Annotated in this window: 12 protein-coding genes and 1 pseudogene; 9 read left to right on the top strand and 4 right to left on the bottom strand. The window is 67.0% G+C overall.

Annotation, left to right across the window (positions count from 1 at the left end):
- Window positions 1–7: 7 nt before the first annotated feature.
- The 4 genes and pseudogenes from GNX95_RS44105 (at window position 8) to GNX95_RS00050 (ending at window position 5637) form a co-directional block, all read left to right on the top strand.
- A pseudogene (locus GNX95_RS44105) lies at window positions 8–1923 on the top strand (ABC transporter ATP-binding protein).
- A 2-nt stretch (window positions 1924–1925) separates the two neighbouring features.
- Window positions 1926–2717, top strand: coding sequence for a carbon-nitrogen hydrolase family protein (locus tag GNX95_RS00060; protein WP_163504699.1), 792 nt, complete (start codon window positions 1926–1928; stop codon window positions 2715–2717).
- Window positions 2718–2722: 5 nt separating this feature from the next.
- On the top strand, window positions 2723–4084 hold the full coding sequence (locus tag GNX95_RS00055) for an aminotransferase-like domain-containing protein (protein ID WP_163504698.1): 1362 nt from the start codon (window positions 2723–2725) through the stop codon (window positions 4082–4084).
- A gap of 347 nt (window positions 4085–4431) precedes the next feature.
- Complete coding sequence (locus GNX95_RS00050) at window positions 4432–5637, top strand: IS110 family RNA-guided transposase (protein ID WP_163504697.1); 1206 nt, start codon at window positions 4432–4434, stop codon at window positions 5635–5637.
- Here GNX95_RS00050 and GNX95_RS00045 read toward each other — a convergent pair.
- Together GNX95_RS00045 and GNX95_RS00040 are read right to left on the bottom strand one after the other, a co-directional pair.
- Window positions 5624–6211 (bottom strand): hypothetical protein, encoded by a 588-nt coding sequence (locus GNX95_RS00045; protein WP_187369575.1) that lies wholly within the window; start codon window positions 6209–6211, stop codon window positions 5624–5626. The genes GNX95_RS00050 and GNX95_RS00045 overlap by 14 nt on opposite strands.
- A gap of 2 nt (window positions 6212–6213) precedes the next feature.
- Window positions 6214–6672, bottom strand: a complete 459-nt coding sequence (locus tag GNX95_RS00040; RefSeq protein ID WP_163504696.1) for a hypothetical protein — start codon at window positions 6670–6672, stop codon at window positions 6214–6216.
- 80 nt (window positions 6673–6752) lie between these two features.
- Here GNX95_RS00040 and GNX95_RS00035 point away from each other — a divergent pair, with 80 nt between their 5' ends.
- Entirely contained in the window at window positions 6753–8141 is a 1389-nt protein-coding gene (locus GNX95_RS00035; protein WP_163504695.1) for a toll/interleukin-1 receptor domain-containing protein, read from the top strand.
- Window positions 8142–8146: 5 nt separating this feature from the next.
- On the opposite strand, the gene GNX95_RS00030 is transcribed toward GNX95_RS00035, so the two are convergent.
- Window positions 8147–9112: a LacI family DNA-binding transcriptional regulator gene (locus GNX95_RS00030; protein WP_222853300.1), complete on the bottom strand. Its 966-nt coding sequence runs from the start codon at window positions 9110–9112 to the stop codon at window positions 8147–8149.
- A 212-nt stretch (window positions 9113–9324) separates the two neighbouring features.
- On the opposite strand from GNX95_RS00030, the gene GNX95_RS00025 reads away from it, so the two are divergent.
- The 4 genes from GNX95_RS00025 to GNX95_RS00010 are packed head-to-tail and all read left to right on the top strand — an operon-like array spanning window position 9325 to window position 14242.
- Window positions 9325–11160, top strand: coding sequence for a glycoside hydrolase family 127 protein (locus GNX95_RS00025; RefSeq protein ID WP_163504693.1), 1836 nt, complete (start codon window positions 9325–9327; stop codon window positions 11158–11160).
- Window positions 11157–12419, top strand: coding sequence for an ABC transporter substrate-binding protein (locus GNX95_RS00020; protein ID WP_163504691.1), 1263 nt, complete (start codon window positions 11157–11159; stop codon window positions 12417–12419). The genes GNX95_RS00025 and GNX95_RS00020 overlap by 4 nt, the downstream gene beginning before the upstream one ends.
- A gap of 16 nt (window positions 12420–12435) precedes the next feature.
- Window positions 12436–13332, top strand: a complete 897-nt coding sequence (locus tag GNX95_RS00015) for a carbohydrate ABC transporter permease (protein WP_163504689.1) — start codon at window positions 12436–12438, stop codon at window positions 13330–13332.
- A 10-nt stretch (window positions 13333–13342) separates the two neighbouring features.
- Window positions 13343–14242, top strand: a complete 900-nt coding sequence (locus GNX95_RS00010) for a carbohydrate ABC transporter permease (RefSeq protein ID WP_163504687.1) — start codon at window positions 13343–13345, stop codon at window positions 14240–14242.
- A gap of 309 nt (window positions 14243–14551) precedes the next feature.
- Here GNX95_RS00010 and GNX95_RS00005 read toward each other — a convergent pair whose 3' ends face one another.
- A complete protein-coding gene (locus GNX95_RS00005; RefSeq protein WP_425483885.1) occupies window positions 14552–15889 on the bottom strand; it encodes an IS701 family transposase in 1338 nt (445 codons plus the stop codon).
- Between the last annotated feature and the right edge of the window lie 327 nt (window positions 15890–16216).

The following is a 16216-nucleotide window of genomic DNA, read 5'->3' as shown; positions in this document are numbered from 1 at the left end:
GAAGGTCATGGAGGCACCGCTGCTGGAGGTCGACAACCTGACGGTGACCTTTCCGACACCGGACGGACCGGCCACCGTCGTACGCGGCGTCAGCTTCACGCTGGCCGAGCGCGAGGTTTTCGGCGTGGTCGGCGAATCCGGATCCGGAAAGTCCGTCACCAGCTTGGCGATGCTCGGCCTGCTGCCGCCGGCGGCGGTCGTCACCGGCTCGGCGCGGCTGCGCGGCACCGAACTGCTCGGCCTGCCGGCGCGAGAGCTGGATCGCGTCCGTGGCAAGGACATCGCGATGATCTTCCAGGATCCGATGACGGCGCTGAACCCGGTCTATCGGGTCGGCGACCAGATCGCCGAAGCCGCGCGAGCACACAACTCCGGCATGTCCGCGCGCGACGCTCGCAAGAGAGCGGTCGAGATGCTTGATCTGGTGGGGATTCCGGCGGCTGCCGAGCGGGCACGTGCCTATCCGCACCAGTTTTCCGGCGGCATGCGGCAGCGGGTGATGATCGCGATGGCGATGGTCAACGATCCGGCCGTGCTGATCGCCGACGAGCCGACCACCGCGCTGGACGTCACGGTCCAGGCGCAGTTGCTGGAAACTCTCGACCGGCTGCGGGAGAAACTGGGGATCTCCATTCTGCTGATCAGCCACGACCTCGGCGTGATCGCGCAGTTGGCCAGCCGGGTGATGGTGATGTATGCCGGCCGGCCAGTGGAAACAGGGCCGACCAGCGCGCTTTTCGGCGCACCGGGCATGCCGTACACCCGTGGCTTGCTGGCCTCGCTCCCCCGTGTCGGCGAACGCGGCCACCGGCTCGTACCGATTCCTGGACAACCGCCATCGATGTTGTCACTGACCGGCGGTTGTCCGTTCGAACCACGTTGCGAGCGCGCCGACGCCGAATGCTCCGACGAACCGGCATTGGAACCGCTCGGCATCGACCGGTTCGCCGCGTGCCATCACCCTCTGGTCGGGAGTCCGGCATGAGTGCGCTGTTGGACGTGCGAAACCTCGTCACCGAATACAAGGTGCCGGGTGGAAAACGCCTGTCCGCGGTGGCGGACGTGTCGTTTTCCTTGGCACCTGGCGAAACACTCGGCGTGGTCGGCGAGTCGGGTTGCGGCAAGTCGACGCTGGGCCGCAGCCTTCTCGGCCTCACACCGATCACCGGCGGCCAGGTGCGGATCGCCGGCAAGGATCTGCGTACGACACCGATGAAAGCCGTGCGCCGGCAGGCGCAGATGGTGTTCCAGGATCCGTACGCGTCGCTCAACCCGCGCCGGACGGTGGCCGGCCTCATCGCCGAGCCGCTGAGAATCCACGGCCAGTGGGACCGGCATAGCGGGCCCGGCCGGATTTCCGAGCTGTTGCGAGCGGTCGGCCTCGACCCGTCTTTCGCCGACCGCTATCCACATCAGTTTTCCGGCGGGCAACGGCAGCGGATCGGCATCGCTCGCGCGCTGGCGTTGCGACCCGGCCTGGTGATCCTGGACGAGCCGGTGTCCGCATTGGACGTTTCCGTACAGGCCGGCGTCGTCAACCTGCTCGAAGATCTGCAGGCCGAGCTGGGCGTCTCGTATCTGTTCATCGCGCACGATCTCGCGGTCGTCAGCCACATCTCGCACCGGGTCGCGGTGATGTACCTCGGAAAAATCGTCGAAATCGGTCCGCGCGAACAGATCTACGTTCATCCGAAGCATCCGTACACCACCGCGCTGCTGTCGGCGATCCCATCGACGACGCCGGCGAAGAAGAGCTCCAGGCGGGTGCTGGCCGGCGACGTGCCGTCGCCGGTCGACCCGCCGTCCGGCTGCCGGTTTCGTACCAGGTGCTGGAAAGCCACCGACATCTGCGCGACCGATCCGCCGGCCCTGAACGGAAAAGCCGGCCATCTCGTCGCCTGTCACCATCCGGAGGAAAGCTGACCATGCGTGTCGCCATCGCTCAGTACGGTCCCGGGCAGGACAAGACCGCCAACCTGGACATCGTCGCCGGCTACGCCCGCCGTGCCGCCGAGGCCGGCGCGGACATGTTGATATGCCCGGAGGCGGCGATGGTGGATTTCGGCGACGACAAGGAGAAAGTGCGGCAGGCCGCCGAGCCGTTGGACGGGCCTTTCGTAACCGGCCTGCGTAAACTGTCCGCCGAGCACGGCGTGGCGGTGACGATTGGCATTCACGAGACAGCGGACACCGACGACGGCCGCGTCTACAACACGTCGGTCGTCGCCTCCGGCGGCGAGTTGGCCGCGTACTACCGGAAGCTGCATCTCTACGACGCCTTTTCCGCGAAAGAGTCGGAAAACATCGTGCCTGGCGTCGAGGACCCTGCCACGTTCCGCTGCGCTGGCCTGACCGTCGGACTGGTGACCTGTTACGACCTGCGTTTTCCGGAGATCTTCCGGGATCTGGTCGATCGCGGCGCCGACCTGTTCGCGGTGCCGGCCGCCTGGGTGCGCGGACCGTTCAAGGAGGCGCACTGGCTGAGCCTCCTGCGCGCGCGAGCGATCGAGAACACCTGCTATGCGATCGGATCCGGAAAGATCAACGACCGGTGCATCGGCCGCAGCGCCGCGTACGACCCGATGGGTGCGCAGCTCGCCGATCTCGGCGAGGTGCCGGGGATGGCCGTGGTCGAGGCCACCGCCGGCCGGCTCGCGGACGTACGCGAGAAACTGCCGTCTCTGGCACACCGGCGCTATCGGGTTTCGTTAGTCTGACAGCGATGCAAGCAGCAACCCTCGCCGACCAGCTCACCGAGAGATCCGCACGCGGGATCGCGGTCGGCATCGGACACCTGGTCCGCAGCGGCGGCCTGCGGGCCGGTGACCGGCTGCCGACCGTACGCGACCTGGCCGCGCAGATCGGCGTCTCGCCGACCACGGTCGCGGAGGCGTGGCGGCTGCTGATCGCCGCGCAAGTCATTGAAACGCGCGGAAAACTCGGCACCGTCGTGCGCGGTGTCGCCCGGCCGCGCGGCATGCAACGGATGCTGCGCGGCCCGGCCATCCATCCGTATCCGCTCGACCTCAGCCTGGCCGTACCCGATCCACAACTGCTTCCCGATCCTCTCCGGGCCTTCGCGACGATGCCGCCAGTGCCGGCGCTCAACGGATATCCGGCGCATCCCGACGACACCGTTTTGCCGGCGCTGCGCGACATCCAGCAGTCCGAGTGGCCGTTCCAGCCGGAGCAGATGATCGTCGTCAACGGCGGCTACGACGGGATTTATCTGCTCTGCCACGAGCTGCTGCGGCGCGGCGAACGAGTGATGGTCGAGCAGCCAGGCACCGGACGGTTGCTGGACATCCTGGATTCCCTGGACGCACAACCGATCCCGGTCGAATGCGACGAATACGGACCGGTCCCGGCGGCGGTCGAGGAGGCGCTGCAGGCGCGGCCGGTGATGTTCGTCTATCAGCCTCGCGCGCAGTCTCCGACCGGCAGTGCGCTCTGCGCCGAACGGCTCGACCAGCTGGCTTTCGCCTTACGGGACACCGATCTCGCGATCGTCGAGGACGACCCGGTGTGCGCGCTGTCCCGTTTCCCCGCGTACAGCCTCGGAAACTTCTTCCCTGACCGGACCGCACTGGTGCGCAACTGGAGCAAGTCGCACGGCCCCGACCTGCGGATCGGCGTACTCGCCGGAGCATCGCGGCTGATCGAGCCGGCGCGGCTCGGCCGCGAAATGGGTGCGGAATGGTCCAGCCGGCTGCTGCAAGGCGCGATCGCGCACATGCTGACCGATCCGGACAGCCTTTCCCTGGTGGAAAAAGCGGCCTCGACGTACGCGCGTCGCCGCGAGTCGCTCGCGGCGGCGCTGGCAGAGCGCGGTGTGCGCACCCGCGCCAGGGACGGCCTCGTGCTGTGGGTCCCGGTGCACGACGAACACGAGGCGCTGGTCACGCTGGCCGTACACGGGATCGGCGCCGGAGCGGGATCGTTGTTCTCCTGCGACAAAATCGAGACCAACCACCTGCGCGTGGCCACCACCAGGCTGCCCGAAGAGCGCATCAACGAGATCGCCGACGTGCTTTCGTCGGTGGCACCCCATCAACGCCAATCCCGCCGCGGCCGACCGATCTAGTGGTACCCATCGATGGATGCGCGGCACGCAGGAGCGAATGGCGATGTTGTCCAGTTGTGATGGGCGCACCAATGTGAAAACGGACCGGCCATTCGACGGACGCCGATCACGTCACCCCCGTTACCTTTTTCGTGGCTCCTGATCAAGGGAGTTGTGGTCGCCAGGTTCGGCATGACTAACGTCCCCAGTCGTTCGCATGATCCGGGGGGTGGTGTCACCGAGCCTGGTGGCATCGAGGGACCGCTGATAGGGACACGGCCGCCGTCGGGTAGGTCTCGTCGTAACGTGGGTGCCGGCCGTCGATGCCTGACTGGCGACCGCCTGCGACGCGACGAAAGACACGGTGGATGAACAGCGAATATGGCGTGTTCCTCGGCTTGGACGTCGGCAAAGGAGAACACCACGCCGTTGGTCTGGACCCGGCTGGTAAGCGGCTGCACGATGCGCCGCTGCCCAACAGTGAACCCAAGCTGCGGGCGGTGTTCGACAAACTCGCCCGACATGGCCGGTTGCTGGTCGTGGTGGATCAGCCCGCCACCATCGGCGCCCTGCCGGTGGCGGTCGCCCGCGCCTGCGGGCACCAGGTGGCGTATCTGCCCGGCCTGGCCATGCGCCGTATCGCGGATCTGTATCCCGGCCACGCCAAGACCGACGCCCGCGACGCGTTCATCATCGCCGACGCCGCCCGATCCCTGCCGCACACGCTGCGACAGGTCGACGTCGGCGACGACACGCTGGCCGAACTGGAAGTCCTGGTCGGATTCGATGACGATCTGGCCGGCGAGGCCACCCGCATCGGCAACCGCATCCGCGGCCTGCTGACCGGCATCCACCCCGCCCTGGAAGGCGCGATCGGACCGAAGATCGCGCACCCGGCGGTCCTGGAAATCCTGTCCCGGTGCGGCGGCCCCACCGGCATTCGCAGGGCCGGACGACGCACGCTGACCGCGATCGCCACCACCCACGCGCCCCGCATCGGCGAGAAACTCGTCACCGCGATCTGGGCCGCGCTGGACGAACAGACCGTCATTGTTCCCGGCACCACCGCCGCCGACACCGTGCTGCCCCGCCTGGCTGACAGCCTGAAAACCGTTCTGGCGCAACGCGAACAGGTCAAACACGAGGTCGAGGAGATTCTCGATGCACACCCTCTTGCCGCGGTCCTGACCTCGATGCCTGGCATCGCGGTCAGGACCGCCGCCCGCATCCTCCTGGAAATCGGTGACGCCTCGGCGTTCGCCTCCTCCGCGCACCTGGCCGCCTACGCCGGCATCGCCCCAGTCACCCGCGCCTCGGGCTCCTCTATCAAGGGCGAACACCCCGCTCGAAGCGGTAACCGCAAGCTCAAGCGCGCGTTCTTCCTTTCCGCGTTCGCCGCCCTGCACGACCCCATCAGCCGCGCCTACTACGACCGCAAACGCGCCGAAGGCAAGAAACACAACGCCGCCCTCATCTGCCTCGCCCGCCGACGCTGCGACGTCCTCTACGCCATGCTCCGCAACAAAACCCAGTTCCGGCACCCCCAACCAGCCACAGTCGCTACGGCGGCTTGACAAATTCATAGGGACACCCCCCCGCTGGATTTCCCGGGTCGTTGGGTTCCGGCAGCAGATACGCGGCGCCAGCGACATCGGCCAGGACCCTGGCGAGATCGGCCAAGGTTTGCCGCGTCTGTTCGATGCGGGCGCGAAGCTCGGCGGCGCGAGGCCAGGCTTGCTCGTGATCGTACGGCGCGACACCGTCGGCCCGGGTGGCTTCCCATGCCTGCAGCGCCGGGTGCCACTCGGTCAGGAGTGGCCGTATGGCGCCGTTGAGGACCAGGATGGAAAGCGAGCCGAAGGTGATGGCATCCTGGCGGGATCTCGGCGCCACCGCCGGACCGTACGATCGGAGAATCCCCCGGCTCGTGTCGAAAAGCGTGTAGAAGCTGCTCAGCGCCTCGCGGAGCAGGCCACCGCCGGGCGCCAGCTCGACAACCGCGACCCGGGTGATGAGCTCAACGTAAAGCTCCCACGCCGCCTTGCTTTCCGCGAGATCCGGTTCCCAGGTGCCACTGATGCCGCCGACGAATGGCAGCGTGATGTTGACGCTCACCTGCCTCGGCCGGATGACACGCCTGAGCCGCATTCCTACTCCTCGGCCGTAACGGACAGCAGTGAGGCCCCACCGGCCAGCTCCGCGAGGCGTTCCGCCACCGGACGCAGCCGCGTCGTGAGGCGTTGGAGGTCCGCGCGCATCTCGGTGGCCTGGTCCCACGACCGCTCATGATCGGCGTCGCCGACACCGTCGGGTTTCCTCGACCGCCAGGCCAGCAGCGGAGCCCTCCACCGTACGAGGAACGGGTCGATCACGTCGACGAGCAGCTCCCGCGCGGCCACCTCGACCTGGTGGTTGACACTTCCGGTGTCGGGCAGCGGCCGGTGACCGCGCATGCTCTCCCGGCACCGCGCCGCCATGTCGGACAGACTGGCGACGGCCTCGGCCAGCACCCCGGAGTCGGGCGCGAGCGGCACGACGGCGATGCGTGTGGCGAGCTCGACATGGAGCTCCCAGGCGACCTGCCGTTCCACGTCGATCGGGTCGGACACGCCGATCATGGTAAGCCGGGTCTCGGCGGCGGCGCACACCCACGGGTACGGTCATAGAGGGTGACACGAAGTGGAGGCAGATGCCCGACTGGGATGTGTTCGTCAGTTACAGCCGGGACGACGACGCCGCGCCGGCGAGCATCCTCGCCTCCGCGCTGCGTGACCACGGCCTGCGCGTCTTTTGGGACGATCACGACGTTCCGTTGTTCCAGCCGATCTCCGACACGATTCTCGGTGCGTTGAGATCGTCCCGCGCCCTGCTCGCCTTCTATTCGGCGCGATATCCGCTCAGGCAGGCCTGCCAGTACGAGCTCACCGCCGCCTTTCTGGCCGGACAACAGGAAGGCGCGCCCTCTCGGCGAGTCATGGTCGTCAACCCCGAGCCGGGCGTCGACCACATCCACCCACTGCAACTGCGCGACGCCCGGCACGCACGCGCCCCGCGTACGCGCTCGGAGCTGGCCGCACTGGTCGCGCGAATCACCGAACACCTGCGCACCATCGAGTCTCCCATCGGCGACGTGGAAACACTCGGTCCGCCGCTCTGGCTGCCGGCACCGGCACGGCCGCCGGCGGCCAGTTTCGACAACCGGTTGGCCGAGTTGTGGCAGCTGCATTCGGTCCTGCACCCGTACGACGGCTCGATCACGTCCGGCCGCATTCATCCGATCGCCGTCGTCATCGGACCGGCCGGCGCCGGCAAGACCGCGTTGGTCACCGAGTACGCACACCGTTTCGGCGCCGCCTACCCAGGCGGCATATTCTGGCTCGACGCAGCGGAAAACGACCTGATCAGCCAGCTCGACCATCTGGCCCGAGCCGTCACCGGCGCGACCGCGCCTCCCGGAGCGGCGATGAACGCCATCGCGACCGAGCTTCATCGCCGACGCCAGCGGACATTGTGGATTCTGGACGGGCTGGTCGCCGAGCCGAGCGCCGCCAGGCGGTTCCTCGCCCCGCATCCACTGTCCCGGTCGATCGTGACGACGCGGGATCCGGCCCTCGCCGCGCTCGGTCGCGCCATCACCATCGGCGATCTGGCCGTCCTCGATGTTCGGCCGACGAGTGCGATCGAACGGACCTTGGCCTGGCAGCTCCAGGTGGAACTAGCGCACTATCTCCCGCTGGTCGCGGCGGGACAGCAACGCGACGCGATGACCGCGCTCCACCGGCTTTTTGGTCTCATCAGGGACATGCTGCGCGAAGGCCGGTCGGCGCCTTTCGCTCTGCTGGGAATATGCGTCGAGCTGCTGCACAAACATCTGCGCCCGCTGCTCGCCCATTGGCATCCCGCACTGCAGTCGTACGAGGCGACGCGCACCGGCACCGATCCGCTCCAGCACGAACGAAGCTGGGCTCGCCACGACGAGTTGGCGGCGGCGCTCGGCAACGTACGCGAGCAATTGTCGCGTACGCTGGCCGACCTCGCCGTCATCACCGGCAGCACCTACGGCTCGCCCTCCGTGTGACGGATTTATCTGGTCGACTCGCGGACGACGAGGCCGCAGGGGATTTTCCGTACGCCCGCCACGTCCTCACCGGCGATCTTGTTCAGCAGGTTTTCCGCGGCGACACGGCCAAGATCGTGCAGGTGACGGTCGACCGTGGTCAACGGCGGCCGGCAGGCGGTCGCCATCACGTCCCAGTTGTCGAAGCCGGCGAGCGCGATGTCGTCAGGCACGCGCCGGCCGTTTTCCCTGAGATGGTCGGCGACACCGCGCGCGATCTGGTCGCTGCCACAGAAAACGGCGTCCACGTCGGGCTGCGACCGGAGCAGGATGGCGGCCGCCTGCCGGCCCCACTCCTCGCTCCACTGTCCGAAGTAGACAGCCGAGGAGGCGAGCTGCAGACCGGCGGCGGAAAGTGTCTGTCGTACGGCGTCGGCGCGTACTTTCGCGGCGAGGTGCGTCTCCGGGCCGGTGATGTGGCCGATCCGCTGGCGGCCGGTCGCGATCAGATGCTCGATCGCCAGCCGCGCGCCGCCCGCCTCGTCGGAGACCACGGACGTGTCGGTGGGGTCGGCTGACGGCCCGACCGCGTAGACGACCGGCACCGAGGTCTCCAGTGGTGGTCGCGGCTCGATCCGGCGGCCGGTGACGATGATGCCGTCGACGCGGCGCGCCAGCAGCATCCGCGCGTAGTGCTGCTCACGCACCCGGTCGCCGCGGCTGTCGCAGAGAAAGACCGACATCTGGCCGGCACCGAGCGCCTCCTCCGCGCCGAGCATGACCGGGATGCTGAAGCGGCCGAAGCTGTCGGTGGTGATCAGGCCGACCGTGAAGCTCCGGCCGGAGAGCAGGCCACGTGCCAGCGCGTTGGGCTCGAAGCCAAGCTCGGCGGCCGCCGTGAGCACGCGGGCGCGGGTCTCTGGCCGCAACTGGCCCCGGCCGTTCACGGCCTTGGACGCGGTGCCGACCGAGACGCCAGCCAGCGCCGCCACCTCGGTTATGGTCGCGGTGCCAACTGATTTGCCGCGTCTTGCCATTCGTTTTCCTCCGCGCGTACGACGGCGTTAGCCGCCTATCCTAACGACTTCACCGGGCACTGGCCGGCATTGACGGGCCTACGTCACAGCCGCTACCTTGCCGGTACGGAAAACCTTTGCCTCGGAGGTTGCGAGTGTCCGGTCCCGTCCAACCCACTTCAGCGGCGATGGCGGCGCTGCGCCCGGCCGGCGGGCGGATCGCCGGCGGCTTCTGGGCCGACCGGCAGCGCGCTAACCGTGAGGTCAGCATCCCCGATGGCGTCGTGCGGTTGGACCGGGCCGGCAACCTGGCAAACCTGCGGCTGGCCGCAGGCCGCGCGACCGGGCCGTATCAGGGTGACTATCCGTTCCAGGACTCCGACGTGCACAAGTGGCTGGAGGCGGCCGGCTGGGAGCTCGGCCGTGCGGACGACGCGGTTTTACGGTCACATGCCGAAGAAATCATCAGTCTGCTGGCAGATGCGCAGCAACCGGACGGATATCTCGACTCGTACTATCAGGTTGTCAGGCCGGAGAAGCATTTCGAGGAGCTGGCCTGGGGTCATGAGCTCTACTGCGCCGGTCATCTGATCCAGGCCGGCATCGCGCACGCGCGGGCCACCGGCGACACCAAGCTGCTCGACCTGGTACGCCGGGTGGCCGACCACCTCGACGCGGTGTTCGGCGCGGACGGCCGGGACGGTGTCGACGGCCATCCGGAGATCGAGACCGCGCTGGTGGAGCTCTTCCGGCAGACCGGCGAGCGCCGTTATCTGGATCTGGCCGGCTTCTTCGTCGACCGCCGGGGCCACGGCCTGGTCGGCGGCGGACACTTCGGCGCCGGCTACTTCCAGGACCACGTGCCGGTGCGGCAAGCCTTTTCCGCGGTCGGTCACGCCGTGCGGCAGCTCTATCTGAACGCCGGTGTCACCGACCTCGCGCTGGAGACCGGCGACCGGGAGCTGGCCGGGGTAATGGTCCGGCAGTGGGAGGAAATGGTCGCCACCAAGACATATCTGACCGGTGGGCTTGGTGCGCACCACAGCGACGAAGCGTTCGGCGACGCGTACGAGCTGCCGTCCGAGCGCGCTTACTGCGAGACGTGCGCGGCGATCGCGTCGATCCAGTGGAGCTGGCGGATGCTGCTGCTGACTGGCGAGTCGCGCTATGCGGACCTGATGGAGCGCACGCTTTTCAACGGTTTCGCGGCCGGCGTGTCGTTGGACGGCCGCACCTATTTCTACGTCAATCCGCTGCAGGTCCGCGACGATCACTTCGACTCCGGCGCGGACCGGGAGACCCGGCGTACGCCGTGGTACAAGTGTGCGTGCTGTCCGCCGAACATCATGCGGTTGCTGTCCACTGTGGACCATTACTTCGCCACCACCGATGCCACCGGCGTGCAGCTGCATCAGTATGGCTCCGGCGACTTCGGCGGCGTACGCGTCCGGACCCGCTATCCGTGGGAAGGCGCGGTTTCGGTGCGAATCACCGAAAACCGGCCGGAGCCGTGGACGCTGAGCCTGCGCGTGCCGCATTGGTGCGACCAAGTGTCCATTGTGGTCAATGGCGACGCTTTTCCCGTCAATGCCACGAAAGGATACGTCCGCGTCGAACGCACGTGGTCGACCGGAGACATCGTCGACATGGAGTTTGCCATGCCGGTGCGTAAAACCATGGCCAGTCCACGCGTGGACGCGGTCCGCGGTTGCGTGGCGCTGGAACGCGGTCCGCTCGTCTACTGCCTGGAATCGGTGGACCAGCCGGAAAACGTACGCCTGGACGACGTCAGGATCGACGGTGACGCCGAGCCACGGACCGAATGGCGGCCGGAGCTGCTCGGCGGCGTCACGACAGTCGCCGTACGCGGGCGGCACGTCCAGGATGACCAGCCGTCGTGGTGGCCGTATCGTACGGCCGGCGACAGCTCAGCCGCCGGCGATGAGGTCGACCTGGTGGCGGTGCCGTACTTCGCCTGGGCCAACCGCGGCGCCGGTGCCATGCGTGTCTGGATCCCGACATGAAGACCTGGGCAGCCGCGGTGCTGGCTCTGTTGGTCGCGCTGCCGCTGGTTGCCTGCGGCCGCACCGAATCCGGCCCGACGACATTGGCATTGTGGGCACGCAGCGACGAATCCGCGTTTCTGCAGAGCGTGGTCGACGCCTTCAACCGTACGCACACTGGCATCAAGGTGCGGATGACGCTCATCCCGACCGGCAACTTCGTGCAGAAGTTTGGCCTGGCGGTGGCCGGTGACGCCGGCCCGGACCTGGCGTCCATCGACCTGGTGTACGTGCCGTTTTTCGCGTCCGCCGGCGTGTTGCGCGACATCACGCCGCAGGTGCGCCGGCTGTCCTATTTGGACAAGCTCAGTCCGGCGCACATGCGGAACGCGCAGTATGGCAGCCGGTTCTACGCGCTGCCGTTCAGCGGTGACGCCTCCGTGCTCTACTACAACGTCGATCTTTTCCGGCAGGCCGGCCTGGATCCGGACCGACCGCCAACCACCTGGTCGCGGATCGAAAACGCCGCGACAGCGGTGAAGAAGCTCGGCGGCGGCCGCTACGGCTTCTATTTCTCCGGTGCCTGCGGCGGTTGCAACGTCTTCACCTTCGCGCCGCTGATCTGGGCCAGTGGTGGCGACATCCTGCGCGGCACCGGCACGTCGCAGCAGCCGTCGGTCGCGGCCAGTCCGCAGGTGCGGCAGGCGCTGCAGTTCTATCGCCGGCTGTGGACCTCCGGGGTCGTACCACCGCAGGCGCAGACCGACAACGGCGCCAACCAGTTCACCCCGTTCGAGACCGGAAAAGTCGCGATGTTCGCCACCGGCGCCTTCGGGATCTCCACCTTCACCCACGACTTTCCCAACCTGCACTTCAAAGTGACCCCGCTGCCGGGCCGTGACGGCGGATCGTCATCGTTTTCCGGTGGTGACGAGATCGCGATCTCGCGTACCAGCCAGCACCCGGACGCGGCCTGGACGTTCATCTCGTGGGCCACCAGCATGCGGGCCCAGGACAGGTATTTCGGCGCTGCCGGCGTGGCGCCGATCCGCACCGACGTGGCGCTTGGCAGCTACAGTGCCAAAGGAGCGACGTACGCGACGCTCGCGAAGGCGCTCGTGTCCGGCCGGGCCGTCTACAGCGTCCAGGAGAACGCGCTGATCAACGACAGCACCGGACCGTGGACGACGATGATCGCCGACGCGGTCTTCGGTGGGGACATCGACGGCGCGATCTCGCGCGCGCAAAAGGCCATGAGCAACACCATTTCCCGCGGCTGACCGCCAGGAGCGTGCGATGACACTGGCATTGCGTACCAGCACCAGATCGCGCCGGCGTGGCGTGGTCGGTTTTCTCTACACGCTGCCGGCGCTCGTCCTGGTGACGGTGTTTTTCCTGGTACCACTGGCATTGCTGATCTGGATGTCGCTGCATCGGTGGCCGTTGCTGGGAAAACCGATCTGGGTCGGGCTGGCCAACTACCTGGCGATCGGTGGCGACGGCACTTTCGGCCAGAGCCTGCTGTTCACGGCCGTCTACACGGTCATCATCACCCCGATCCTGTTTCTGCTCGGATTCGGCCTGGCCATGCTGGTCAAGGAACAGCGGCGCGGCGCCGGTGTCTTCCGTACGGTCTATTTCATGCCGTACGTGATCGGCTTCGCCTCCTCGGCCTATCTTTGGCTCTGGCTCATCGATCCCAGCGTCGGGCCGATCGACAAGCTGCTCACCGATCTCGGCATCACCGGCCAACCGTTTGGCTGGACCGACACACCGACCGGCGCACTTTTCGCGGTCATCATGTCGGTGGTCTGGAAGGTCGTCGGATTCACGATGTTGTTGCTCATGAGCGGCATGCAGTCGGTGCCGGGCGATGTCCAGGAGGCGGCCAAGGTGGACGGCGCCGGCCGGTTTGCCTCGCTGTGGCATGTGATGTTGCCGTTGTTGCGGCGAAACATCGCGCTCGTGCTGGTTTTCTCCGTCGTCGGCTCGATGTTGGCCTTCGAGCAGTTCTACATCCTCACCGCCGGCGGGCCCGGCAACAGGACGCTCACCATCGTCTACTGGATCTACAACAGCTCTTTCGCCAACTTCCAGCTCGGCTATGGCGCGGCGATGTCGGTCGTCCTGCTGGTGATGCTCATGCTGATCAGCGGCGTACAGCTCTATCTGCTGCGCGACCGGTCGGAATAGGGGTGCGCGGATGGCCATCGTCCTGTCACGCAGCAAGCCGGCGCCGCACCGCGCGGCCGCGGCCGACTCGTACCGTATCCGCGACGTGATGCCGCGATGGGCCTGGTGGGTGGTCTGCTCGCTGGTCGCGGCACTTTTCCTGTTTCCGCTCGCGATGCTGGTGTTGACCGTGCTGAAAAGCCCCGCCGAGGCCAACGCGTCGCCGCCGGCGTACCTGCCGCACGGGATTTCCTGGGGGAACTTCGGCAGACTCGGCGCCGCCGGCTCGGGAGTGCTGCACTACATCGGAAACACGGCGCTGGTCTCGGCCGGCACGACCGTGGGCACGGTCATCGTGAGTACGCTCGCCGGCTATGGCTTCGCGCGTTTTCGTTTTCCGGGTCGGTCGGCGCTTTTCGCGGTCATCCTGGCGACGCTGATGGTGCCCTTTCAGGCGTTGCTGACCCCGCTCTACATGGTGATGCAGTTTCTCCACCTGCAAAACTCGCTGCTCGGCCTGACGCTGGTCTATGTCACCTTCCAGCTGCCACTGTCGGTGTTCCTGATGCGTAACTCCTTCGCGCAGATCCCCACCGAGTTGGAGGACGCCGCGGCGATCGATGGCTGCGGCTCGTTCGCCGCCCTGCGCCGGGTCATGCTCGCGGTCGTACGACCCGGCCTGGTGACTGTGGCGCTGTTCGCGTTTTTCGCCTCCTGGAACGAGTTTCTGGCGGCTCTGGTGTTGTTGTCCGACGACTCGCGGTATACGTTGCCGGTCTTCCTGACCACGCTGGTCACCGGCAAGCTCGGCGCGATCGAATGGGGTGTGCTGGAGGCCGGCGTACTGGTCACCATGGTGCCCTGCGTGGTGATCTTCCTGCTGCTCCAGCGCTACTACGTGAAGGGCCTGATCGCCGGCGCGGTCCACTAGGCAGTTGCGGTGTCGATTGGGGACGGATGCTGCGGTGCGCCCTGGCGGGGCTCTCCCTGGAGTGCTAAACGTTGGATTTGCGGCTTTGGGGGCTGGTAGCGAGGCCCCCATGCGAGCGTCCAGCGCAAGTATGGGGCCTTGCGAACATCGGACCGGGTGAGCATGTGACACCGGTGATGGCATCCGACGGCCGCGATACATCACTGGCATTGCCGCGCAGCGTACGCAAGGAGTCCCACGACCGCTCGCCCGGAGACCTCCGCCGGCCAGCGCCAATGCGACCTTAGTACTCCAACCGCACTTCGTGATTTAGGCCTGTAGCGCCTGTTGTCGCTGGTAGTGGGCTTGCTTGGCGGTGGCTTGATGGTGTCGACGCCAGAGTGACCAATGGAGAACTTCGTTGACTGTTTGGCGGATGTGGATGACGAACGCGTTGAAGAGGCGGCGGATCTCGGCAAGTGTTAAGGGAATGACTGGCTTTCCGTTGACGATCGGCGACTGGGGAGCGGTTGCCGCGAGCGCGGTGAGGAATGCGTGCGCGAGCATGACCAGGACTGTCCATCGGTACCAGGAGATCCAGTGCCGGACCTGGTGGGCGTCCAGGCCGGTTTGCCCTTTACTGGTTTGGAAGTTCTCCTCTATTGGCCAACGCTGGCCGGCGACACCGACCAGAGTGGCCAGTTTGACCGGACGTGGTGAATAGCAGTGGTAGTAGGCCAGTTCCCCGGTGCTGATGCTGCGACGCACCAGCAGCCATTGGTGACCATCCTCGGCGGCGATGGGGACTCTGGCCCAGTCGTAGAGGCGCTGCCCTTTGGCGCCATCACCGGCCGAGTAGCGACCCCACCTGGAAGCGTCGAGGCCGGCGATCAGCGCGTCAGCGCGAACTCGCCGGCCATCTCCGGTATCTGCGTCAGTGGTCGGCACCAGATAGGAGCACGGCACGGCGAGCACGTAGCCGATCCGGGCCGCGGACAGGGTCTCACGCAGACCAGGATTTTGCCCGTACACCTCATCCGCTGTCGCCCATTTCGCCAGAACACCGGCATCCAGCGCGGCCAGGATCATCATCCTCGCCAGCTCCGGCTTGGTGGCGAACTCGATGTCCTCGGGAACCCCGGCGACAGCTCGACGGCCCTGGCAGCTGGGATCGTCGTCCATCCAGCTGCGCGGCAGATACAGTTCGCGATCGATGAAAGCGTGCCCACGTTTGGTGACGTAGCTGAGATAAACGGCGATCTGGCAGTTCTCGATCCGTCCCGCGGTGCCGGAGTACTGCCGCTGCACCCCGACTGTCTTATTGCCCTTCTTCAGATCTCCAGTCTCGTCAACGACCAGCACCGCGTCGGCATCAGCCAACCGGTCCACCACATAGGCACGCAGATCATCACGCACGCCATCCTGATCCCACGCCGCGTTGGCCAGCAGCCGTTGCATCCCATCCGGCCCCGTCTCACCTGCATGCTCGGCGATCGTCCAGCAGTTCTTCACGGGCATATCCGACAACAAACCAGCCAGGAACCGTTGGACCCTCAGACGAGGCTCCACCCGAAAGAACCGCGGCCCGATACTCGCGACCAGCTCATCGAACTCCGCCTGCCATCGGACCGGGTCCACCCCGTGTTCTACGCTGTGACCAGCGGCCACCGCAAAATCATTGGTTGTCTTCACAAACACTGCATGATCACGCGGTGGCCGCGCCATCTCACCACGCCACGCCGACGGCCCTCAAACCAAGATCACGAAGTGCGGCTGGAGTATTAGGGGGCCCCTCCCCCTCCCCCGCCCCACCCACCGCCACCACCTCCGGGTGCCGCGCGCGGGCCGGTCGGGGACCGGCCCGCGGCCGTCGCGAGGGTTGGCGGCGCGTCGGCTGCGAGCAGCCGAGCGCCGGTGGCCCGGGCGACGGGTGGCCGGCGTCCCGGCCAGCTGCGGCGTGTACGTCTCGGAGACTGTTGGGGAACTGAGGTGCGT

The organism is Fodinicola acaciae (assembly GCF_010993745.1).
Classification (GTDB): Bacteria; Actinomycetota; Actinomycetes; order Mycobacteriales; family HKI-0501; genus Fodinicola; species Fodinicola acaciae.
Note: the sequence above shows the minus strand (reverse complement) of the source record. Positions and strands in the feature narration are given on the sequence as shown.